The following is a 21327-nucleotide window of genomic DNA, read 5'->3' as shown; positions in this document are numbered from 1 at the left end:
ACGGCCACCCGAAGGTGGCCGTCCGTCTGCATCGAAGGGAACCTGCGGGCTTACAGCGCCTGCAGTTCCTCGTTGGCGTTGCGCTTTTCCTTGGCCGGCGCCGGAACCGCCGCCGGAGCGGGCGATGCCGCGTTCGCGTCCACCGGCACCTCCAGGTAGGGCAGCTGCAGGGTCTGGCTGGTCAGCGTGCGGATCTCGTTGACCAGCGCGGCGCTGTCGTTGAGCTTGCGCCCGTACGACGGCACGATCTCGCGCAGGCGGGTTTCCCAGCCGGCCTTCATCTGCTCCGGGAAGGCCTTGGCCATCAGGTCAAGCATGATCGGCGGCGAGGTCGACGCGCCCGGCGACGCGCCGAGCAGGGCGGCGAGGGTGTGGTCCTTGTCGGTCACGATCTCGGTACCGAACTGCAGCACCGGGCCCTTCAGCGGATCGCGCTTGATGATCTGCACGCGCTGGCCGGCGGTGACCAGCTTCCAGTCACCCGGCTTGGCATTGGGGAAGTACTTGACCAGTTCGGCCTGGCGGTCGGCATCGTTCAGGCGCGCCTGTCCCATCAGGTACTGCACCAGGTCCAGGTTGTCCTTGCCCACTTCCAGCATCGGGCCAACGTTGTTGTGGGTGACCGAGGAATACAGGTCCCACCACGAGCCGTGCTTGAGGAACTTGGTGCTGTACAGCGCGAACGGCCCGAACAGGACCACCGGCTTGCCGTCCAGCTTGCGTGCATCCAGGTGCGGCACCGACATCGGCGGCGAACCGGTTTCGGCCATGCCGTAGGCCTTCACCCCATGGCGCGAGGTCACGTCCTGGCCCTGGAAGGCGAGGAACTGGCCGCCGACCGGGAAGCCGGCGTAGTCCTTCGATTCCGGAATGCCCGACATCTGCAGCAGCTTCAGTGCGGCGCCACCGGCACCGATGAACACGAAGCGGGCGTGGGTGGTGGATTCGGTGCCGGCCTTGAGGTCCTTCACCGTCACGTTCCAGCTCTTGTCGGCGTTCTGCCGCAGCGCGCTCACTTCATGGTTCAGGTGCAGGCTGAAGTTCGGGCTGCGCTGCAGGCCGGCGGTCAGCTGGCGGGTGATCACGCCGAAGTTGACGTCGGTGCCCAGCGGCATCCAGGTCGCGGCAACCTTCTGCTTCGGGTCACGGCCTTCCATCAGCAGCGGGGCCCACTGCTTGATCTGGGCCGGATCCTCGGAGTACTGCATGCCGTAGAACAGCGGATTCTTGACCAGGGCCTGCTGGCGCTTGTGCAGGTAGGCGATGTTGTCATCGCCCCAGACGAAGCTCATGTGCGGGGTCGGATTGATGAAGTCGCTGGGCTGGCTCAGCCGGCCCTCCTTCACCTGGTGCGACCAGAACTGGCGCGAGACCTCGAACGATTCGGCGATGCCGACCGCGCGCTTGGTCTCGATGCTGCCGTCGGGCAGTTCCGGGGTGTAGTTCAGTTCGGCGAACGCCGAGTGGCCGGTGCCGGCGTTGTTCCAGCCATCGGAGCTTTCACCGGCGACGCCGTCGAGGCGTTCGTAGACCTGGATGTTCCAGTCCGGCTGCAGCTCCTGCAGGTAGGTGGCCAGGGTGATGCTCATGATGCCGGCGCCGACCAGCACAACATCGACGGGCTTGTCGTTGCTGGCGGCAGGCACCGAGCGCTGGGTCAGCGGCCAGTACAGGAACAGCGCGGCGGCCAGCAACAGCAGCACGAGCAGGGCGAGAAGAGCCTTGCCAAATTTCTTCATGGGGGCGGGATCGTTGGCGGAGGGGAAGGGGTCAGGATGCGCGTGGGGCAGGGAAAGGGCGTGAAGAAACAACGCCTTGCATCATCCACCGGTGATTCTAACCGGATCCGGTCCTTTTTTGATGCAACGCAGCATCCGACGTTTCGCGGCGCTGCCACATGGGCGGCAGGCGATGCCCGGCGACGGTGGGATCAGACCAGCTCAAGGATCTCGTCGCCAGCCTCATCGACCCCGCCGGTCGGGCGCCAGCCCAGGCGGCGGTAGAGGCCGTGCGAGCGCGAACGCGGGTCGGCCGAGCAGGCCAGGAACAGCCGCCGGTGGCCGGCATCGCGGGTCAGGCTGACCACTTCCTGCAGCAGCTGGCGGCCGATGCCGCGGCCCTCGTAGTCCGGCAGCAGGGCCAGCACCAGCACCTCGCCGCTGTCGCGGTCGGCGAAGCAGTAGCCGGCCATGCGCTCGCCCTCCCAGGCGACGCGGCCGATCGAATCGCCCTGGGCGATGCCGGCCGCCCAGCTGTCCACAGTGATGCCCAGCTGGGCCAGCTGCTCGGCGCTGAAGGCGTTCTCGCGGGTGCGCCCACGCAGATCGATGCAGGCAGCGGCATCCTCGGGGCGGGCATCGCGCAGGTACACGGGCATGCCGGACATCCTTGTAATGGTCGGCCCGCCAGTATCCGCATCGCGCATGGACCCGGTGTGTAGGCTTGATGGAGATCCGATGGAGCCCCGAAAAAGGGGACGGAGGGGATTAAGCCGTATTTGCCTTGGATGTCGTATTGGCCTTAAGCGACTTAATCCCCTCCGTCCCCTTTTTGCGCTGTGCGTCAGCGCTTGCGCCGGATCAATGCCGAGGATGCATCCAGCACGGCGCGGGTCAGCAGGGCCATGGTCTGCACGTCGCCCTTCCAGTGCTGCCAGTACAGCGGCACGTCTTCCCACGCGCGCTGGCGTACGTAGACCAGGCGGCCGGCATCCAGGTGCCGCTTGACCAGCGGCAATGGGTTCATCGTCCAGCCCATGCCGCCCAGGTTGGCCTGCACAAAGGCGCGCGTGGACGGAATCCACCAGGTCGGTGCGGTGCTGGGCAGGTCATCGCCGGCCATGCGCCGGGCGAAGCGCGACTGCATGTCGTCCTTGCGGTTGAACACCAGTACCGGCGCCTGTGCCAGCGCCTGCGCGGTCACGCCCTTGGCGAAGTGGCGTTCGCGGAATTCGGGGGTGCAGGTCGCTGCATAGCGGATGCTGCCCAGCGCGTGGATCTGGCAGCCCTGCACCGGCTCGTCCAGCGTGGTCACCGCACCCAGCACCGTGCCCTGGCGCAGCAGTTCGACGGTGTGGTCCTGGTCCTCCACGCGCAGGTCCAGAGTGGTCCCGGTACCCTGCGCGAACTGCGCCGCGGCCTGCGGAAACCAGGTTTCCAGGCTGTCGTGGTTCACCGCCACCGGGATGCTGGCCTGGGGCAGGTCCTCATCCGCCAGGCCCATGCGGTGCAGCGCATCGTGTTCCAGCAGGGCGGTCTGCTCGGCCAGCTGCACCAGCAACTGGCCCTCGGCGGTCGCGGTGGCCGGGGTGCCACGCTTGACCAGCAGGCGGCCGATCCGGTCCTCCAGTGCCTTGACCCGCTGCGAGATGGCCGAGGGCGTGACATTCAGCGATTGCGCGGCGCGGTCGAAGCTGCCTTCGCGGATCACCGCGGCCAGGGCGCGCAGCTGGGCGTGATCGATGCGCATCGAATTAAGCTCCGCTAATGTTGGTTTAGGAAGTTTAGCTCGTCTTTTCCATGTTGCGGCGCGACAATGGCGCCCGTTCCGGTGCTGTCCGCCTTCGCGAGGCACCGTCCCCCAAGCAATACAAGGCAGTGAATCCCATGTTCTCGGTCATCTCCGCCAGCACCGGCCTCGGTGCCTGGTTCTCTGGTGCAGCCACCGGCATCGGCCTGTTCGCCGTGGTCGGGGCCCAGAGCGCCTTCATTCTGCGCCAGGGCATCCTGCGCAAGCACATCGTGCCGGTGGTCGCCACCTGCGCGGCCATCGATGCCATCTTCATCTTTGCCAGCGTGGCCGGCCTGCGCACGCTCACTTCAGCGCTGCCGTGGCTGACCACCGCCGTGCTGTGGACCGGTGTCGCGTTCCTGGCCTGGTATGCGATGAAGTCGGCACGCCGTGCGATCGCCGGCGGCGGTGGCATGGGCGAGGCCGACAGCGACGACGGCAGCCGCCGCGCGGTGCTGATGGCCGCGGTCGGCTTCTCGCTGATCAACCCGCACTTCTGGCTGGACATGATGGTGATCGGCTCCATCGCCGAGAACTTCGGCAATGCCCGCATGGCCTTCGCTGCGGGCGTGGTCACGGCCAGCTGCCTGTGGCTGACCGCGCAGGGCCTTGGCGCACGCCTGCTGGCGCCGCTGTTCACCAAGCCCAGCACCTGGCGCGTGCTCGACGGCACCATCGCCGTGATCCTCAGCATCCTGGCCCTCATGTTGGCGGTGCGCGGGGTCCACTGACCCGGCGCACGCCCCCCGAACCCACGTCCTGACTCTCTCTCCAAGGTAGTGGCAACGACGGCACCGGCAACGGTGCCGTCGTCTTTTCCGGCTCTGGCGGGAAACCCATTGCCCTGCCTAGAATCGGAGACCAGGACAAGGTGTCCACAGGAGCAGGGGAAGGATGCACAGGACGATTCTGGCGGCCGCACTGGCCGTCATCGGGGGCGTTGCCGCAGGCAGCGCGGGGGCGTTGGATCTGACGCAGTACCTGCGGCGGGAGACCTTCACCGACATCAAGATCTCGCCGGGGGGCGAGTACGTAGCGGCAACGGTGCCGAGGGAGGACAGCACCGCGATCGCGATCCTGCGCCTGAAGGACAAGGAGGTGGTCGGCAGTTTCTGGCCGCCCAGCCGCAACCACGCGCAGGAATTCGATTGGGTCAGCAACGAGCGCCTGTTGATCGGCCTGGCCCAGAAGTGGGGCTCGCTCGACCAACCCAATCCCACCGGCGAACTCTATGCCATCGACGCCAACGGCAACCGTGGCGAGCTGCTGGTCGGCTATCGCGTCGAAAGCAAGGGCCCGGGGACCCGCATCCAGCCGAAGAAGGTCGAAGCAGTGGCCGCCTTCCTGGCCGACGACCTGCCGGGCGACGAGCGCAACGTGCTGGTGACCGTATGGCCGCTGGCCGAGGATCCGTACACCCGCGTAGATCGCATGGATGTGACTACGGGTCGTCGCTCGCGGGTGGCGTCCTCGCCGGTACGGCGCGGCGAGTTCACCACCGACGGCGCCGGCGAAGTGCGCTTCGTGCATGGCTCGGGCAGCGACAACATCAACAAGCTGTACTTCCGCGAACGCAGTGGCGACAGCTGGAAGCTGATCAACGACGAGGCCGTCAGCAAGCGCATCGAAACCGCCCTCGGCTTCTCGGCCGATGACAGCCTGGCCTACCTCAACGTCGAGCAGACCCAGGGCCCGGACGCGATCGTCAGCTGGAACCCGCAGACCGGCGAGCGTGCCACGCTGCTGCGCGACGAGGTGGTCAATCCGTATCGCATCATCCATCGGCCCGGCACCCACGTGCCGGTGGGCGCGCTCTATCTGGGCGATACGCCGCGTACCCGGTTCTTCGACGAGAAGTCGCCGGAGGCGCGCCTGTACCGCAGCCTGGAAGCCGCCTTCGGAGGGCCGGTCTACATCACCTCCAGCACCCGCGATGGCCGTGTCGTGCTGGTGGAAACCTGGTCGGGCTCGAACCCGGGCGATTTCTACGTCTACGACACGGTGGCGCGCAAGGCTGACCACCTGATCAGCCGCAGCGACTGGATTGACGTGGACCGCAGTGCCAGCGTGAAGCCGATTGCACTGAAGGCGCGGGACGGGCTGCCGTTGCATGGCTTCCTGACCCTGCCGGCCGGCAGCAACGGCCGCAACCTGCCGATGGTGGTGATGCCGCATGGCGGTCCGTTCGACATCTTCGATTCCGGCCAGTACGACCGCGAAACCCAGATGCTGGCCGCCGCCGGGTATGCCGTGCTGCAGGTCAACTTCCGTGGGTCGGGCAATTACGGCCGGGCCCACACCCAGGCCGGTGCGCAGCAGTGGGGCGCGGCGATGCAGGACGATGTCACCGATGCCACCCGCTGGGCAATCAGCGAAGGCATCGCCGATGCTCGTCGCATCTGCATCTATGGCGCCAGCTACGGGGCCTACGCGGCGATGATGGGGGCCGCCCGCGAACCCGGGCTGTATCAGTGCGCGGCCGGCTATGTGGGGGTCTACGACCTGCCGATGATGTACACCCGTGGCGATATCCAGGACCGCGGCTCAGGCGTGACCTACCTGCGCGAATGGCTGGGTGATCCGGCCAAGCTGGGCGCGGTGTCGCCGGTGAACCTGGCCGAACGGATCAAGGTGCCGGTGTTCCTCGCCGCCGGTGGCGAAGACAAGCGTGCGCCGATCCAGCATACCGAGCGCATGGAAGCGGCGCTCAAGCGCACCGGCACACCGGTGGAAAGCCTGTACTACAAGACCGAAGGCCACGGCTTCTACACCGAGGCGCATCGCAGCGAGTACTACGACAAGCTGCTGGCGTTCCTGGCGCGCAGCCTGGGGGGCAAGACCGCGACGACCGCGCCCGTGGCCGGCAAGGACAAGGCGCCCTGAGCTGACAGGGCGGCGGATGAATTTTCCGCCGCCCTGGTCTTCGGCACGCGGGACTTACTTCACCCCGTGCATCATCTTCTTCAGCAGCGGCGCGGCGATGAAGGCCACCAACGCGCAACCCAGGCCGATCCACATCAGCAGCCAGAACAGGTGCGCGTAGGCACCGGCGGCAGCCACCATGTCCAGCGATTCGCCTTCCGGCACCTCGATCGCGGCCAGCTTGCCGAACAGCGCGGCCAGCGTTTCCGAGAATGCGGTGGCCAGGAACCAGGTGCCCATCATCAGGCTCATCACCCGCGGCACGGCCAGCTGGGTCACCGCCGACAGGCCGACCGGCGAGAGGCACATCTCGCCGCTGGCCAGCAGGAAGTAGGCCAGCACCAGCCACCACACGCTGGCCATCTCGCCGGTGGCGCCCACCTGCTGTGCGGCCAGCGCCAGCGGCACGAACGACAGCGCGCCGATCACCAGGCCCCAGGCCGACTTCACCGGCTTGCCCGGTTCCCAGCCGCGGCGGTCCATCCACGTCCACAGCGCGGCGAAGGCCGGAGCGAGCAGCACCAGGAACAGGCCGCCGAGGTAGGTCAGCGAGCCGGCGGTCTGCGGAATCACCAGGCAGTCGCGCACCAGCAGCACCAGCATCAGTACGACGATGGCGGCGAAGAACGTGCGCGGCGCGGCCGAGCCCGGGCGCCGTTCCGACAGGCGCGCGCTGACCACGAAGCCGAGCGGTGCCAGCAGCAGCGAGAGGATCGACCACGGCAGCGGCGTGCCGCCGGTGATCACCAGCGAGGGCACGATGTCCTTGGTCAGCAGGCGGTCGGTGAAGGTCACCCACGAGCCGTAGGACTGCTCGTACATCGTGAAGAACACCAGCGCCATGAAGATCAGCACCATCAGCGCGATCATCTGCTGGCGCTGCACCGGCGTGCATTTCGTGCCGGTGAACCAGGCGAACCAGACCAGCACGCCGCCCAACACCACCAGCATCAGCATCAGCGCCAGGCTGATTTCACCGCCCAGCGCGAATGCGCCGTTGCCGGCGGCCCACATCAGCCATGCCACCGGCAGCACGCCGAGCACCGCGCACAGATAGATGAGCCATTCGCGTGGCAGGCCCAGCACCTTCTGCTTCAGCGCCGCCGGTTGCGGCGGTTCGGCATGGCCCTGCAGGTACTTCTGACCCCACAGGAACATCGCCAGGCCGGCCAGCATGCCGATGCCGGCCGCACCGAAACCGTACTTCCAGCCGTAGGCCTCACCGAGGAAGCCACACACCAGGGACGAGAACAGCGCGCCGAGGTTGATGCCGGCGTAGAACAGCGAAAAGCCCGAGTCGCGACGCGGGTCGTCCTTGGCGTACAGCTTGCCGACAATGGTGGAGATGTTCGGCTTCAGGAAGCCGACGCCCATGATGATCAGCGCCAGCGACAGGTAGGTCACCGCCAGCGCCGAGGTGTCGCGCACCACTTCGCCGTTCACCCGGTACGCGGCGTGGCCCTCGAAGGCCATGCCGAGGTGGCCGAGTACCAGCAGGATGCCGCCGAACAGCACTGCCCGGCGCATGCCCAGCCAGCGGTCGGCCAGCATGCCGCCGAACACCGGGATGCAGTACACCAGGCCACCGTAGGCACCGAGCAGGTCCAGGCCGGCCTTGTCGCCGAACAGGTGGTATTTGGTCAGGTACAGCAGCAACAGCGCCTTCATGCCGTAGAAGGAGAAGCGCTCCCACATTTCAGTGAAGAAGCAGACGTAGACGCCCTTGGGGTGGCCCAGGAAGTCGTCGGAAGCAGAGGCGGCAACGGTCATCGACGGCGGGGACAGCGGAAAGGGCGCGATTATAGGCCTCTGGGCCTGGGCAGGCAGCCGCCGGTGGATCCACGCCATGCAGGGATGGCGCTCCCCCGGCGGCCACCGCTCACAGGTATCGCAACCAAGGCAGATCGCGCCTTCGCGCTTTGAACCGCGCGAAGGCCCGCGTCGGGGGGTACAGCACCACCGCCAGCGCACAGGCCACCAGCAGCAGGCCGCTGACCGAATCCAGGGCATACAGTTCGCCATGGGTCGGCCCCCAGGCCGCCAACGCGGCCAGGTACAGCCCCTTCAGTACGTACAGGTGCAGCAGGTAGAAGAACATCGGCGCGGCGCCGATATCGGACAGCGGGCGCAGCGCAAGCGCGAGGGGCGGCCATTCGTACAAGCGCAGCAGCAACAGCCCCACGCCCAGGGTCAGCAACAGGAACTGCAATGACGGCGGGTACTTGGTGACGTTGAAGATGCTCAACCACGTGCGCAGCGTAGTGGTCTGGTACGACCAGGGAGCATCCCCATACTGGTTGGCGAACCGCAGCAGCGCGAACAGGGCCAGCGCGCTGACGCCTGCCCACAGCAGCCAGCGCTGGCGCTGCTCCGGCGCGCGCGCGCGGCCGAACCAGAGCCCCATCAGATAACCCAGCGCAATCACCCCGATCCACGGCAGTACCGGGTAGGAGGTGCGCAGGCGCAGCGCGCCGGCCTCGATCCAGTCGCGCTGGTGCAGCACTTTCCACGGCACCGCCAGCAGGCCGCTTCCTTCCACCCGCACACCATCCAGCAGGTTGTGCCCGGCCACCACCGCGACCGCGACCGCCAGCAGGCCGCTTCCTTCCACCCGCACACCATCCAGCAGGTTGTGCCCGGCCACCACCGCGACCGCGACCGCCAGCAGGACGGGGCGTGGCAGCCATAGCAGCCCGGCCAGCGCGATCATGCTCAGCCCGATGGCCCAGATCACCTGCAGGTACAGCGTTTCCGGCGGCAGCTGGAAGGTCCAGGCGAAATTCACCAGGGTCAGTTCCAGCACCACCAGGAACAGCCCGCGCTTGAGCAGGAACGCAGCTGTGGCCCCGCGCGGATCCGCCTGGCGCTGGCCGTACAGCCAGGCCGACAGCCCGGTCAGCAGCACGAACACGGGGGCGCACAGGTGGGCCAGCAGACGGCAGGCGAACAGCGCAGGGGAGACCGTCGCTGCGTCCATCGGGTCGCTCACCTGGTGCTGCAGGAAGAAGGTCTCGCGCACGTGGTCCAGCAGCATCAACAGCATCACGGTGCCGCGCAGCTGGTCGATGGAGGCCAGGCGGGTAGTGGGGGAAGGGGCCACGTACGAAGTTCGGTCGGCGTGGCAGGATATAACATAACAATTGCGTCTTTCCAGCGCGTGCTGAGCTGTTCCGACGAGCGCGCGCGTCGGCTCAGGGCAGGCAAACCGAGGGGCTCCAGCCCAGCGCCTCGTCGTAGTGGACCTGGATCGCTCGCAGGCTCCCGTCGGGGTTGGCCTTCAAGCAGAATCGGGCGCTGTGGTGTTGCGTGGCGCCGGTCCTGGTGGCCGACAGCGATACGTCGTACAGGCGTCCGGGCTGCAGCGGCATCGCCGTCTGCCTTGTAATGGCGTTGGCTGGCACTTCTCCGTAGACCACGCAGGCTCCGGGGGGAAGTGGGATTGATGCGGGATGGGCAAAGTAGAAAGACCATTGCCGCCGCAGCGGTGGAGTAATTGCGTCATGCACCTCCACACCAAACACCTCTGGAGTTTTACCGATACGCTTGCGCTCCTTCTTGGGTAGTCCGAAACAAGGTTTGCCGGCGTGGTCGGTGATCTCGACTGCGCCAATGCGGCTCCAGGCAGATGCGTAATCGCAAAGCGGCATCAGGCAGGTCAGGGTCACGACAGCTACGACCGGTGATTTGATCGGGCGGATCCGCAGTGGGTTGTTCATCGGGCGGCTCAGCGTCATCGGTTCAGATCATGAACACGATGCACGGGGCGTTGAGGCACTTCAAACGATGATGGCTGGAATGCTGCAGTACTGGTTGGCCTGGCCCCTGCAGGACAAAGAGACCGCGAGGCCCGGCAGCCCTCCGGGATGTGCCTCACGCGCTTGATGCGTTGGCCGAGTTTGGCCAGAAACGACTATCTCACTGCCGACCTGGCCGCAACCCTCCCGAACCGCACTGGACTTGCCGCCTCCTGAACGCTAGCGTGCAGGGGATTTTTTGCCAGCAGGGGCTCCCATGAACCACGACGCTGCGCCCAAGCAGCTCACCTTCCGCGCAGTGGCCCTGGCCATCGTGCTGGCGGTGGTGCTGTCGGCCGCAAACGCCTACCTCGGTCTGTTCGCAGGCCTGACCATCGCCACCGCCATTCCCGCCGCGGTGATTTCAATGGGCGTGCTGCGCCTGCTGGGCGGTGGCTCCATCCTCGAGAACAACATCGTGCAGACCGGCGCCTCGGCCGGTTCATCGATCGCCGCCGGTGTGATCTTCACCATCCCGGCGCTGGTGATCATGGGCTACTGGCCGGACTTCAAGTACTGGTGGGTGCTGGGCATCGCCGGCCTCGGTGGCCTGTTGGGCGTGCTGTTCTCGGTGCCGCTGCGCCGTTCGATGATTGTCGAAGACCCGCTGCCGTTCCCGGAAGGCAAGGCTGCGGCCGAAGTGCTCAAGGCCGGTGAGAACCCGGGCCCGGGCCTGAAGATCCTCGGCCTGTCGGCGGTGATCGGTGCCTTCGTCAAGCTGGCCGCGGAAAGCGGCATGCGCCTGATTCCCGATGCCTGGGCCACCTCGGCCTACGTCGGCAGTTCCAAGGTCACCGCCTTCATCGGCACCAACCTGTCGCCGGCACTGCTGGGCGTGGGCTACATCGTCGGCCTCAACGTCGGCATCGTGGTGGTGTCCGGCTCGATCCTGACCTGGCACATTGCCATCCCGATCTACCAGGCGTTCTTCATGAACACCGACCCGGCGCTGGCCGCGTCGGTTGCCGCTGCCTCGTCCACCGAGGCCGCGTTCGCTATCTGGGGCGCGAAGATGCGCTACCTGGGCGTCGGTGCGATGCTGATCGGTGGCATCTGGACCCTGATCTCGCTGCGCAAGTCGCTGCTCAACGGCGTCAAGAGCGGCTTTGCCGCCGCCCGCAAGAGCGGTGGCCCGGTGCTGGCGCACACCGAGCGCGACCTGCCGATGAAGTGGATGCTGGTCGCCCTGGTGGTGTTCGTGCTGCCGCTGCTGGCCCTGTACCAGGCCATCGTCGGCCAGTGGCACGTGTCCATCCCGATGACCCTCATCATGATCGTCGCCGGCTTCCTGTTCGTCTCGGTCTCGGCCTACCTGGCCGGCCTGATCGGTTCGTCCAACAACCCGGTCTCGGGCATCACCATCTCCACCATCCTGTTCGCATCGGCCGTGCTGGTCGTGCTGCTGGGCAAGGATGGCCTGCAGCCGGTCGGCGCCTTCGGCGCGCCGCTGGGCGCGGTGGCCGCGATCATGATCGGTGCGGTGGTGTGCTGTGCTGCAGCGGTCGGCGGTGACAACCTGCAGGACCTCAAGGCCGGTTACATCGTCGGTGCCACCCCGTGGAAGCAGCAGCTGATGCTGGGCATCGGTGCGTTCTCCTGCGCGCTGATCATGGCCCCGGTGCTGAACCTGCTGGCCACCGCCTACGGCATCGGCGTGAAGTCGGAGCTGCACCCGAACGCGCTGGCCGCGCCGCAGGCCAACCTGATGGCCTCGGTGGCCAAGGGCCTGTTCGGTGGTGAACTGCCGTGGACCTTCATCGGCATCGGTGCCGTGGTCGGTGCCGCCATCATCGCGTTCGACAGCTGGCTGAAGTCGCGCAACGCCCGCTTCCGCGTGCCTGTGCTGGCCGCCGCCATCGGCATCTACCTGCCGCTGGAACTGATGGTGCCGATCTTCCTCGGCGGCCTGATCGCCTACCTCGTCGAGCGCTTCCACAAGGTGCGTGCCGATGACGAAGAAGGTCGCGACCGCGTGCACAAGCCGGGCGTGCTGTTCGCCGCCGGCCTGATCACCGGTGAGGCACTGATGGGCATCGCCATCGCGATTCCGATCGTGGTGAGCAGTCGCGCCGACGTGCTGGCCGTGCCGTTCCACCTGCCGGGCGCACAGTGGATCGGCCTGGCCGTGCTGTTCCTGGTCGGCTGGCTGATCTACCGCACCGGCAAGCGCGCCATGGCGTAAGGGTTGGGGTCGGATCCCTTCCCGCAGGGAAGGGCTCTGACCCCGGGTTGACAGCGTCTGGGGTCAGAGCCGATTCCGTCGGAATCGGATCCGACCCCGGTGTCCCCACAAACCGCGCCACGGCGCGGTTTGCTTTTTCTGGCGGCGGGGCCGCGCCCCACCGGCAGCCATGACCGATGGCCTTGGCAGCCCCGGCCGCACGGGCCTACCATCGGTTTTTTGCCGTCCTGCGGAGACCCCGATGAAACTGCGTCATGCCCTGCTGCCACTGAGCCTGCTGGCCGCCCTGCCCAGCGTCGCCGCTGCCCGTGGCCTGGAAGTCCGCGACATGGTGGCCATGGACCGCGTCTCCGCACCGGTACTGACCGCTGACGGCGGCACCGTGGTGTTCGCCAAGCGCAGCGTGGATGCCAACCTGAAGGCCTCCACCGCGCTGTACGCGCGCAACCTGCGTACCCGCGACGCAGCGCCGCCGAAGCAGATCACCCCGGCCGGCTGGAACGTCAATTCCGCTTCGCTGTCGGCCGATGGCCAGACCGTGTATTTCCTCAGCGCCAGGAACGGCAGCCAGCAGTTGTACGCGCAGCCGGTCAGCGGCGGCGCCCCGCGCCAGCTGACCGACTTCCCGGTCGACGTGGACAGCTACCACGTGTCGCCGCAGGACGACCGCGTGCTGTTCAGCGCCGGCGTGTTCCAGGCCTGTGCCTCGGACCTGACCTGCACCGAGAAGAAGCTCAAGGACGTCGCCGGCGCCAAGGCCAGTGGCAAGGTCTTCGATTCGCTGTTCGTGCGCCACTGGGATACCTGGAACGACGGCCGCCGCAACACCCTGTTCGTCGCGCCGCTGCCGGCAGCCAAGGCCGGTCCGGTCAAGGGCGCTTCCGCGCTGAGCGCCACCATCGACGGTGATGCCCCGTCCAAGCCGTTCGGCGGCAATGATGATTTCGCGTGGTCGCCGGATGGCGCCAGCGTGGTCGCCAGCATCCGCGTGGCCGGCAAGCAGGAGCCGTGGTCGACCAACTTCGACCTGTACCGCTTCGACGCGGCGGGCAAGCAGGCGCCGGTCAACCTGACCGCCTCCAACCCGGCCTGGGATGCCGGCCCGGTGTTCAGTGCCGACGGCAAGACCCTGTTCTACCGCGCGATGAAGCGCCCGGGCTTCGAGGCTGACCGCTTCGGCCTGATGGCGATGGACCTGGCCAGTGGCAAGACCCGAGAGATCGCCCCGCAGTGGGATCGTTCGGCTGGCGGCATCACCCTGTCCGCCGACGGCGCCAGCATCTACACCACGGCCGATGACCTCGGCGAACACCCGCTGTTCCAGATCGACGTGGCCAGCGGCAAGGCCACCAAGCTGATCGGCGACGGCAGCGTGACCTCGGTCGATGTGGCCGGCAACAGCGTGGCGATCACCCGCAACAGCCTGAAGAGCAACGACCAGGTGCTGGTCGGCCTGCTGCCGGCTGACGGTGAGCCGATCGGCGAGCTGCGCGCGCTGACCCCGGCCGCTGGTGAGGTGCTCAAGGATGTCAGCTTCGGCGACTACGAGCAGTTCGAGTTCAAGGGCTGGAACAACGACACCGTGCATGGCTACGTGGTCAAGCCGCACAACTACCAGGAAGGCAAGTCGTACCCGGTCGCGTTCCTGATCCACGGCGGCCCGCAGGGCAGCTTCGGCAATGGCTGGAGCTACCGCTGGAATCCGCAGACCTACGCGGGCCAGGGCTATGCGGTGGTGATGATCGACTTCCACGGCTCCACCGGCTACGGCCAGGCGTTCACCGATGCGATCAGCCAGCACTGGGGCGACCGCCCGCTGGAAGACCTGCAGAAGGGCTGGGATGCGGCGCTGAAGAAGTATTCCTTCCTCAATGGTGACAAGGCCTGTGCGCTGGGCGCCAGCTACGGCGGCTTCATGGTCAACTGGATTGCCGGCAACTGGAACAGCCCGTTCAAGTGCCTGGTCAACCATGACGGCGTGTTCGACCAGCGCATGATGGGCTACGCCACCGAAGAACTGTGGTTCACCGAGTGGGAGCAGGGCGGTACGCCGTACCAGAAGGCGGCGAACTACGAGAAGTTCAACCCGGTCAACCACGTGGCGGACTGGAAGAAGCCGATCCTGGTCATCCACGGCCAGCAGGACTTCCGCATCCCGGTCGAGCAGGGCCTGGCCGCGTTCACCGCTGCCCAGCGCCAGGGCATCGAATCGAAGTTCCTGTACTTCCCGGATGAAAACCACTGGGTGCTGAAGCCGAACAACAGCATCCTGTGGCATGACACCGTCAATGCCTGGCTGAAGCAGCACATCGGCAACTGATGGTTGCGGCGCCGCCCTCCGGGGCGGCGCTTCTGTTTCACCATCTGCTTTACCGGTGGGTGCCGACCGTTGGTCGGCACACCTTCCTGATCTGCCGCCACCAGCAGCCGGCCAGCGGCCGGCTCTACCAGAGCGCCTGCATGCCTTCGACTGCCCTGATCCAGAACGACATCGTCGTCTTCGGTTTGATCGCCGCCACTCTTGGCGCCGTGTTCTGGACCGCCTCGCGCGAGCAGGGGCTGTGGAAGCGCTTCTATACGTTCGTGCCAGCGCTGCTGCTGTGCTACCTGATTCCCGGCATCTACAACACCGTCGGCCTGATCGACGGCCAGAACACCAAGCTCTACAACCCGATCGCGCGCGACATCCTGTTGCCGGCGGCGCTGATCCTGCTGACCCTGGCAGTGGATATCAAGGGCATCCTGCGGCTCGGCCCGAAGCTGGTACTGATGTACCTGGGCGCCTCGGCCAGCATCATGCTCGGTGCGGTGGTGGCGTTCCTGGTGATGCGCGCGATCCATCCCGACACCGTGGCCGGCGATACCTGGGCCGGCATGGCGGCACTGGCCGGCAGCTGGATCGGTGGTGGTGCCAACATGCTGGCGATGCGCGAAGTGTTCGACGTCAACGCGACCACCTTTGGCCAGTTCGCGGTGGTCGATGTCGGTGTCGGTTACGTGTGGATGGCCGCGCTGATCTTCCTGGCAGGACGTGCAGCGAAGATCGATGCACGCAGTGGCGCTGATACCTCGGCCATCGATGAACTGAAGGAACGCATCGCGCGCTTCCAGGCCGAGCACGAACGCATTCCCAGCCTGACCGATCTGATGCTGATCGTGGCGGTGGCCTTCGGCGGCGTCGGCCTGTCGCATGCGATCGGTGCGCCGCTGGCGGCCTGGTTCAAGGCCAACGTCAGCTGGGCGTCGCAGTTCAGCCTGGACGCGCCGTTCGTGTGGGTGGTGGTGCTGTCGACCACGCTGGGCCTGAGCCTGAGTTTCACCCGCGCACGCAACCTGGAAGGGGCGGGTGCATCGCGGCTGGGTTCGTTGCTGCTGTACTTCCTGATCGCCTGCATCGGCATGCAGATGGATCTGCTGGCGCTGCTGGATCGCCCGTGGCTGTTCCTGCTTGGCCTGATCTGGATTGCCGTGCACATCGTGCTGCTGTGGTGCCTGGGCAAGCTGCTGAAGGTGCCGTTCTTCTATTTCGCCGTCGGTTCGCAGTCGAACATCGGTGGCCCGGCCTCGGCGCCGGTGGTGGCGGCCGCGTTCCATCCGGCCCTGGCGCCGGTGGGCGTGCTGCTGGGCACGATGGGCTATGCCACCGGCACCTACCTGGCCTACATCGTCGGCATCACCCTGCGCGCACTGGCCGGGCAGGGCTGATACGGCGACGGGGTGATGGGGTCAGATCCCTTTTGCGACGCAAAAGGGATCTGACCCCGGTTCCCGGTGAATCACGCCACTGGCAACCCGCGTTCGATCAACCATGCCTTCGCGTCTTCGGCGTCCTGCTCGAACCACGCTTTCGTAGATCCCAGCCGATACGTATACCCCCAGGCATCCATGTCGGCCATCAGCCGCTGGCTGCCGACGCCGGGCAGCTGCCCGGCCAGCACGATCTGCAGGTAGCAGGTCGCGTCTTCCTCGGCCACCGAGTCGGTGGCATCGGTATGCACCTGCGCCCGCCGCTCCGGCGGCAGTACGATCAGGTGGCAGGCCTCATGCAGCATCGAGTGCACGGGCGTGTCATCGCGCACGTAGACGTTGCTGGCGATGATGCCCGCCTCGGGCTCGCCCCAGTAGCTGCCGGGAATCGGCTCGCCGGCGGCCACGTGGTGCAGCCGCAGGCCATGCGCGGCGAGCAGGCACTGCGCATCGGCGAAGGCGATGTCGCCCACGCAGGTGATGTCCACGGCGGTTGTCGTATCGGTCATGCGGGTCAGGCAGCCCCGCCCATGCAGGCACGGGCGGGGCAGGGGATCAGGGTTTGTCCGGGCCTTCCGGCAGCGCCACGGAGATGTCCAGCACATCGTGCTGGCCATCCTTCACCAGGTCGACCTTCACCGCATCGACGTCGATGTTCACGTACTTCCTGATCACTTCCAGCAGCTCGCGCTGCAGCAGCGGCAGGTAGTCCGGGCCACCACGGTGGCTGCGTTCCTGCGCGATGATGATCTGCAGGCGGTTCTTGGCGGTTTCGGCGGTGGTCTTCTTCGCTTTGAGGAAATCAAACAGGCCCATGCTTACCCTCCGAACAGCTTGCTGAAGAAGCCCTTCTTCTCGACGTTGGTGAAGCGCATCGGGCGTTCTTCGCCGAGGATGCGCGCGACGGCGTCTTCATAGGCCTGGCCGGCAGCGGATTCGACATCCAGGATGACCGGCTCGCCCTTGTTGGAGGCGTTGAGCACGTCGCCCGATTCCGGAATCACGCCGATCGCCTTCAGGCCGAGGACTTCCTCGACGTCGGCGATGCTCAGCATCTCGCCGCTTTCCACGCGCAGCGGGGTGTAGCGGGTCAGCAGCAGGAAGGCCGGCACGTCCTGGCCGGATTCGGCCTTGTGGGTCTTCGAATCGAGCAGGCCGATGATGCGGTCGGAGTCGCGCACCGACGACACTTCCGGGTTCACCACCACCACCGCGCGGTCGGCGAAGTACATCGCCAGGAAGGCGCCCTTCTCGATGCCGGCCGGGGAGTCGCAGATGATGTAGTCGAAGCCGTCGGCGGCCAGGTCCTTCAGGACCTTGCCCACGCCTTCCTGGGTCAGTGCGTCCTTGTCGCGGGTCTGCGAGGCCGCCAGCACGTACAGGTTGTCGAAGCGCTTGTCCTTGATCAGGGCCTGCTTGAGGGTGGCTTCGCCGTGCACGACGTTGACGAAGTCGTACACCACGCGGCGTTCGCAGCCCATGATCAGGTCGAGGTTGCGCAGGCCGACGTCGAAGTCGATCACCGCCACCTTCTTGCCGCGCCGCGCCAGGCCGCAGGCCAGGCTCGCGCTGGAAGTGGTCTTGCCGACGCCGCCCTTGCCGGAGGTGACTACGATGATTTCAGCCAAAGGACTTCTCCTGGTTCTGCATGAGTTTGGTGCTGCGTCAGTCCAGCGCAGCGATCTTGATCTGGTCCTGTTCCAGCCACACCTGGACGGCCTTGCCGCGCAGGTTGTCCGGAACATCGTCCAGTACCTTGTAGTGGCCGGCAATGGCCACCAGTTCCGCATGGAAATCACGGCAGAAGATGCGTGCCGCGGTGTTGCCCTGGGCCCCTGCCAGCGCGCGGCCGCGCAGGGTGCCGTAGATATGGATGCTGCCATCGGCGATGACCTCGGCGCCGGCGCCGACAGTGGCCATCACGGTCAGGTCGCAGTTTTCCGCGTACAGCTGCTGGCCCGAACGCACGTTGCCCAGCTGCATGCGGCCCGGCTGCGGTGCAGCGGCGTCGGCCACCTTGGCCACCGGCGTCGCTGGGGCTGGCTTCGGTTCGGCACGGGCTGTCCGGCGCGGTTCCGGTGCGGGCGGCGGCGGGGCCGGTTCGCCCTCGGCACGCTCGTACTGCGCGCGGAACTTGGCCAGCAGCGGCAGGCCGAGCTGCTGGGAGAGCAGGTCGACCGCGCTGGTGCCGTAGGCCAGCGCCACCGGCAGCACCCCGGCGCTGCGCAGGCCGTCGACCAGCGCCTGCGCGGTGGCCACGTCCGGCACCTGGCTCAGGCCGCCGAAGTCGAGGATCACCGCGGCGCGGCCGAACAGCTTCGGGGCGCGGGTCACGCGCTCGCGCATTTCCTGCACGAGACGTTCGACATCAAGGGTACGGATGCGCAGGTTGGCGATGCCCACCTGGCCGATCTTCAGTTCACCGGCCTGTTCGTAATCGAAATTCACCGCCACGCTCAGGTCCCCGTCGGCCGCTGTGCCTGCGCCGGCAGCTGCCGGGCGCGTGTCCATGCCACATCCGGCAGCTTGTCGCCGTAGGTCTCCTGGACCCACGGGTAGCTGCACAGTTCCTTGGCCAGCATGCTGGCGCGCACATCGACCTGCGGCATGGTGTTCTGGCCCAGCTCGCGGAAGCCGAAGCTGCCGTGGAAGAGCAGGGCGGCATCGGCGCCATGGTCGAGGAAGACCTCGCAGGTCATCTGCGGGTAGCGCAGCTCGGCGAAGCTCTGCGCGTCGGCGTAGAACGCACGCCCGACGCCACCGCCACGACGGCGGCTGGCGACCACGATGCGGTCGATATAGAAGAACGGGGTGTCCAGCTGCTGCTTGAACCAGGCGAAATTGCTGCTGTCGTGCTGGCTGTCGCTGCCGAAGCCGATCAGGAAGCCGGCCAGGTTGCCGTCGCGCTCGGCGACGCGGAAATACTCAGCGGTTTCATAGAACAGGCGCAGGCGGGCCGCATCCAGGGGAAGGATGGCCAGGCCAGCGTTGTTGTTCAAAGCCAGGACGGAATCGAGCTCGTGCTCGCGCACGTCGCGGATGACAATCGACATTGTGACTCCGTGGGGTAACGCGGTTGGTCCATCAAGGGACCCTGCGCACGATTATTGCATGCCCGGGGTGGGCTGCGGCATGAACAGGCGACCGGGCAGGCATGACTTCCGTGGGGTGCGGTGCGCAGGCGCGGCCCGTAGAGTGCTGGCATGTTGGGAGTCCTCAGCCATACCCGCGTCCTCCGCCTGGCCGGCCTGTTCACCTGGGTCATGGTCGGCCTGCCCCTGGCGTACTCGCAGTTCGAGAACCTGCACAGCCGCGGTGACATGGGCGGCTGGGCGATCCTGTTGTTCGTCGCCTACCTGTCCTTCGGCACGGCCTACTACTGGTTGACCCGCATCCTGCGCAGCGACAGCCACACCAGCTGGCTGGACCGCGGCCTGCTGCTGTTGCTGACGGTCTCGGCGCTGGGGGTCAGTTTCCTCAGCGGTTCGGGCCTGGGCAGCATCCTGATGATGGTCGCCGCCGGGGTCATTCCGTGGATGCTGTCGGTTCGGCTGGGGGTGCTGTGGCTGCTGGTCAGCCAGCTGGCGGTGGCGCCGGTCTATTACCTGCTGCTGCGCTTCCCGCTGTTCGAAGCGGTGATGCAGTCGCTGCTGTATGGCGGCTTCTCCATGTTCATCTTCGTGACCAGCCTGGTTGCACGGCAGCAGACCGAGGCCCGCGACGAGCAGCGCCGGCTCAATTCGGAGCTGCGTGCCACCCGCGCCCTGCTGGCCGAGAGCGCGCGGGTCAACGAGCGCACCCGCATTTCGCGCGAGCTGCACGACCTGCTGGGCCACCAGCTGACCGCGCTGACCCTGAACCTGGAGGTCGCCGGCCACCTGGCCGAGGGCCAGGCGCTGGACCACGTGAAGCGCTCGCACGCGCTGGCCAAGCTGCTGCTGGGCAATGTGCGCGAGGTGGTCAGCCAGCTGCGCGAGACCGGCGCGATCGATCTGGCCGCGGCGCTGCGCCCGCTGACCGAGAACGTGCCCTCGCTGGACATCCAGCTGGAGATCGAGGATCCGTTGAACGTGGAAGACCCGCAGCGGGCCCACGTGCTGCTGCGCTGTACCCAGGAGATCATTACCAACGCGGTGCGCCACGCCGGCGCCCGCCACCTGTGGATCAAGGTGTACCGTGAAGCCCCCGACCGGGTGGTGGTGGAGGCCCGCGACGACGGCGTCGGCGCGGATATGGTCAATGTAGGCAATGGCTTGCGCGGCATGCGCGAGCGCCTGCAACAATGTGGTGGCCAGCTGCAGATCGAAACCCGTCCCGGAGAAGGCTTCCGGCTGCGGGCGACGGTGCCGGCAACGGTGCTGGTGGCGGCCCTTACCAAGGTTCCTGAAGGAGTGCGTTGATGATTCGCGTCTGCCTGGTCGACGACCAAACCCTGGTGCGGCAGGGAATCCGCTCCCTGCTGGCGCTCGACGACGGCATCGAGGTGGTGGCCGAGGCCGGCGACGGCCGGCAGGCGGTCGAGCTGATACCGCAGGTGCGCCCCGACGTGGTGCTGATGGACATGCGCATGCCGGTGATGTCCGGTCTGGAGGCACTGCAGGTGCTGTCGCGGCAGGAACAGCTGCCGCCGACCATCATCCTCACCACGTTCGACGATGACCAGCTGGTGCTGGCCGGGCTCAAGGCCGGTGCCAAGGGCTACCTGCTCAAGGATGTCACCCTGGCGCAGCTGGTCGGTGCCATCCGTACCGTGGCCGACGGCGGTTCGCTGGTGCAGCCGGCGGTGACCCAGCGCCTGCTGTCCGGCCTGGAGCACATGCGCAACGAGTTCGTCAGCCTGGACCGCCCGGACCCGCTGACCGACCGCGAGACCGAGATCCTGCGGCTGATGGCCAGCGGCTTCTCCAACAAGGAGATCGCCAATTCGCTGGGCGTGGCCGAAGGCACCATCAAGAACCACGTGTCCAACATCCTGTCCAAGCTGGGCGTGCGCGACCGTACGCGTGCCGTACTGAAGGCGTTCGAACTCCAGCTGGTCTGAAGAAAATCGTTCAAGTACAAAGACTTGGGTCGTAGTTACGGGTTCCTGCCAAGGTTGCCCCCTACTTGCCGGGTAGCGGTATGCGTTACCCTTCGAATTCTTTGTCCATACAAATACGCAGCCGGCAGGGA

Annotated in this window: 18 protein-coding genes; 7 read left to right on the top strand and 11 right to left on the bottom strand. The window is 66.7% G+C overall.

Annotated elements, in window-relative coordinates; translation table 11 throughout:
• Positions 1-50: 50 nt before the first annotated feature.
• From mqo to AC5P53_RS11660, 3 genes are all read right to left on the bottom strand, one after another.
• On the bottom strand, positions 51-1739 hold the full coding sequence (gene mqo, locus AC5P53_RS11670) for a malate dehydrogenase (quinone) (RefSeq protein ID WP_046429482.1): 1689 nt from the start codon (positions 1737-1739) through the stop codon (positions 51-53).
• Positions 1740-1930: 191 nt separating this feature from the next.
• Positions 1931-2377, bottom strand: a complete 447-nt coding sequence (locus AC5P53_RS11665; protein WP_241887230.1) for a GNAT family N-acetyltransferase — start codon at positions 2375-2377, stop codon at positions 1931-1933.
• A 185-nt stretch (positions 2378-2562) separates the two neighbouring features.
• Positions 2563-3468, bottom strand: coding sequence for a LysR family transcriptional regulator ArgP (locus AC5P53_RS11660; protein ID WP_049441179.1), 906 nt, complete (start codon positions 3466-3468; stop codon positions 2563-2565).
• 137 nt (positions 3469-3605) lie between these two features.
• Between AC5P53_RS11660 and AC5P53_RS11655 the strand changes: the two genes are divergently transcribed.
• Together AC5P53_RS11655 and AC5P53_RS11650 are read left to right on the top strand one after the other, a co-directional pair.
• Positions 3606-4241 carry a LysE/ArgO family amino acid transporter gene (locus AC5P53_RS11655; RefSeq protein ID WP_005415673.1) on the top strand — a complete coding sequence of 212 codons (636 nt, stop codon included), beginning with the start codon at positions 3606-3608 and terminating at the stop codon, positions 4239-4241.
• A gap of 163 nt (positions 4242-4404) precedes the next feature.
• Positions 4405-6393: a prolyl oligopeptidase family serine peptidase gene (locus AC5P53_RS11650; RefSeq protein ID WP_241887231.1), complete on the top strand. Its 1989-nt coding sequence runs from the start codon at positions 4405-4407 to the stop codon at positions 6391-6393.
• Positions 6394-6447: 54 nt separating this feature from the next.
• On the opposite strand, the gene AC5P53_RS11645 is transcribed toward AC5P53_RS11650, so the two are convergent.
• The 3 genes from AC5P53_RS11645 to AC5P53_RS11635 form a co-directional block, all read right to left on the bottom strand.
• On the bottom strand, positions 6448-8202 hold the full coding sequence (locus AC5P53_RS11645) for a peptide MFS transporter (RefSeq protein WP_049441185.1): 1755 nt from the start codon (positions 8200-8202) through the stop codon (positions 6448-6450).
• 109 nt (positions 8203-8311) lie between these two features.
• Positions 8312-9532 carry an acetyltransferase domain-containing protein gene (locus AC5P53_RS11640; RefSeq protein ID WP_495227378.1) on the bottom strand — a complete coding sequence of 407 codons (1221 nt, stop codon included), beginning with the start codon at positions 9530-9532 and terminating at the stop codon, positions 8312-8314.
• A 91-nt stretch (positions 9533-9623) separates the two neighbouring features.
• Positions 9624-10166: a hypothetical protein gene (locus AC5P53_RS11635; RefSeq protein WP_227863628.1), complete on the bottom strand. Its 543-nt coding sequence runs from the start codon at positions 10164-10166 to the stop codon at positions 9624-9626.
• A gap of 277 nt (positions 10167-10443) precedes the next feature.
• Between AC5P53_RS11635 and AC5P53_RS11630 the strand changes: the two genes are divergently transcribed.
• The 3 genes from AC5P53_RS11630 (at position 10444) to AC5P53_RS11620 (ending at position 16113) form a co-directional block, all read left to right on the top strand.
• A complete protein-coding gene (locus AC5P53_RS11630; protein ID WP_014646348.1) occupies positions 10444-12408 on the top strand; it encodes an OPT family oligopeptide transporter in 1965 nt (654 codons plus the stop codon).
• Positions 12409-12649: 241 nt separating this feature from the next.
• Positions 12650-14728, top strand: a complete 2079-nt coding sequence (locus AC5P53_RS11625) for an alpha/beta hydrolase family protein (protein WP_197606268.1) — start codon at positions 12650-12652, stop codon at positions 14726-14728.
• 140 nt (positions 14729-14868) lie between these two features.
• Positions 14869-16113, top strand: a complete 1245-nt coding sequence (locus tag AC5P53_RS11620; RefSeq protein ID WP_046429580.1) for a DUF819 family protein — start codon at positions 14869-14871, stop codon at positions 16111-16113.
• 71 nt (positions 16114-16184) lie between these two features.
• On the opposite strand, the gene AC5P53_RS11615 is transcribed toward AC5P53_RS11620, so the two are convergent.
• From AC5P53_RS11615 to AC5P53_RS11595, 5 genes are read right to left on the bottom strand one after another with little or no spacing between them, the layout of a single operon-like run.
• Positions 16185-16664: a hypothetical protein gene (locus tag AC5P53_RS11615; RefSeq protein WP_014646351.1), complete on the bottom strand. Its 480-nt coding sequence runs from the start codon at positions 16662-16664 to the stop codon at positions 16185-16187.
• A 46-nt stretch (positions 16665-16710) separates the two neighbouring features.
• Positions 16711-16971 (bottom strand): cell division topological specificity factor MinE, encoded by a 261-nt coding sequence (gene minE, locus AC5P53_RS11610; protein ID WP_495227376.1) that lies wholly within the window; start codon positions 16969-16971, stop codon positions 16711-16713.
• A gap of 2 nt (positions 16972-16973) precedes the next feature.
• A complete protein-coding gene (gene minD, locus AC5P53_RS11605; RefSeq protein ID WP_005415682.1) occupies positions 16974-17783 on the bottom strand; it encodes a septum site-determining protein MinD in 810 nt (269 codons plus the stop codon).
• A 37-nt stretch (positions 17784-17820) separates the two neighbouring features.
• A complete protein-coding gene (minC, locus tag AC5P53_RS11600) occupies positions 17821-18666 on the bottom strand; it encodes a septum site-determining protein MinC (RefSeq protein WP_241887233.1) in 846 nt (281 codons plus the stop codon).
• Entirely contained in the window at positions 18612-19208 is a 597-nt protein-coding gene (locus AC5P53_RS11595; RefSeq protein ID WP_014036357.1) for a GNAT family N-acetyltransferase, read from the bottom strand. Before AC5P53_RS11595 ends, minC begins: the two co-directional genes overlap by 55 nt.
• A gap of 150 nt (positions 19209-19358) precedes the next feature.
• Here AC5P53_RS11595 and AC5P53_RS11590 point away from each other — a divergent pair, with 150 nt between their 5' ends.
• Positions 19359-20555: a sensor histidine kinase gene (locus AC5P53_RS11590; RefSeq protein WP_032961359.1), complete on the top strand. Its 1197-nt coding sequence runs from the start codon at positions 19359-19361 to the stop codon at positions 20553-20555.
• Complete coding sequence (locus AC5P53_RS11585) at positions 20555-21196, top strand: response regulator (RefSeq protein ID WP_006424175.1); 642 nt, start codon at positions 20555-20557, stop codon at positions 21194-21196. The genes AC5P53_RS11590 and AC5P53_RS11585 overlap by 1 nt, the downstream gene beginning before the upstream one ends.
• Positions 21197-21327: the final 131 nt, after the last annotated feature.

The organism is Stenotrophomonas sp. YJH_SMC_82, from assembly GCF_059368875.1.
The sequence above is the reverse complement of the archived record's forward strand: the minus strand, read 5'-3'. Positions and strand labels throughout refer to the sequence as shown.